Annotated in this window: 2 protein-coding genes; one reads left to right on the top strand and one right to left on the bottom strand. The window is 49.0% G+C overall.

Annotation, left to right across the window (positions count from 1 at the left end; translation table 11 throughout):
* Nucleotides 1-157, top strand: a 157-nt coding sequence (locus CSA35_09865; GenBank protein PIE53715.1) for a glutamate dehydrogenase, incomplete at its 5' end; no start/stop codon positions are given.
* 442 nt (nucleotides 158-599) lie between these two features.
* On the opposite strand, the gene CSA35_09860 is transcribed toward CSA35_09865, so the two are convergent.
* Complete coding sequence (locus CSA35_09860) at nucleotides 600-1,469, bottom strand: hypothetical protein (GenBank protein PIE53714.1); 870 nt, start codon at nucleotides 1,467-1,469, stop codon at nucleotides 600-602.
* Nucleotide 1,470: the final 1 nt, after the last annotated feature.

The following is a 1,470-nucleotide window of genomic DNA, read 5'->3' as shown; positions in this document are numbered from 1 at the left end:
AGAAGAAGTGTATGCAAAGCAGGAAATTGCCATGATCAACGCCTTCAATGATATTTGGGATCTTGCCCAGGAAACCAATTCAACCGTCCGGGAAGCTGCATATATGATTTCCGTAAAACGGGTTGCAGAGGTTATGAAACTGCGGGGCTGGTACTAATCTGATCTGAACAGCTCACAGGATCACTCTTTGCCCCCGGTTTTTTACACAAGAACCGGGGGCTTTTTTTGGTTGATTTGCATTTTATTCCGCCAATTTCCTGATCACCAGCAGGATGCCAGATGCAAGGCGCAGAAGCCCCAGCGCCTGAGGCGTATCAGGCATACGTCGCAAGGGGATGGGGCTGAATGCAACGCCGCAGGTGGCATTTTGATGGTGGATCAGGGGTTCCCCTTTTTACTTGACCACATGATTCCTTGCCAACACCCCCCTAATTTTACAACATTCTTATTTTATAATACATAAGTCTATTTCCTGGCCACCAGCAGGATGCCAGATGCAAGGCAGCAGCACCCGGAGTCGTATTTGTATACGTCGTAGGGGGATGCTGCCGCAGCTAACGCCGCAGGTGGCATTCTGATGGCGGATCAGACGAGGGGGTCTACCAGGCGGTTCCCAAAATCAAATGGGGGAGCAACAAGGATATTTTCGGGAAAAATACCGTTATAAACAATACGGGCACCCAGCACAACAAAATGAACCACAGACAGGGCTTCATCATTTCGTCAATGGGAGCAGACCCCAGCCTCCCGGACAGGTACAATACCGGAGCCGCAGGAGGAGTAATACACCCCAAGCCCGTATTCACACCCACAATCGCCGCATAATGGATGGGATTAAATCCCAGCTTCATGATAATGGGCATGAGAATGGGGGTGGTCAGAACCACCACGCTGATATCGTCCATGAGCATGCCCATGATGACCAGAAAAATATTAATCATGAACATAATGATCATGGGATCGTCCGAAACCTTATAAAATACGGAAAGCAGAACCCCCGGGAGATCTTCCAGAAGATACAGACGGCTTAACATGGAAACAGAATAGAGCATTACCATGATGACCCCTGTGGTAATGGCAGACTCCACAATGACCTGGTAGGAATTTTTCATGGTCAGGCCCTTGTACACAAACATCCCAATGGGAATGGCATACAGAACCGCCATGGCAGATGCTTCGGTGGTGGTCATGATACCACCGTAAATTCCGCCAAGGACAATTACCGGAAGAAACAAAGCCGGTAAGGCCTGTTTGCCCCGTTCCTTGAAAAGACGAACCTTCTCCGCAACAGTTCGGCTGCTTTTGTCGTTTTTCAGCAGGGTCCCGCTATTGATCAGCAGCCATCGGTTGACTGCACACAGGAGGATAATCGTAATGATTCCGGGGATTACCGTAGCCAGAAAACATGCAAGAACAGATTGTCCGCTGATCCAGGCAAAGATAATGAGAGTGGCATTGGGAGGAATCAAA

It is taken from the genome of Dethiosulfovibrio peptidovorans, assembly GCA_002748665.1.
Lineage (GTDB): Bacteria > Synergistota > Synergistia > Synergistales > Dethiosulfovibrionaceae > Dethiosulfovibrio > Dethiosulfovibrio peptidovorans_A.
This window is presented reverse-complemented; position numbering and strand designations above follow the sequence as displayed.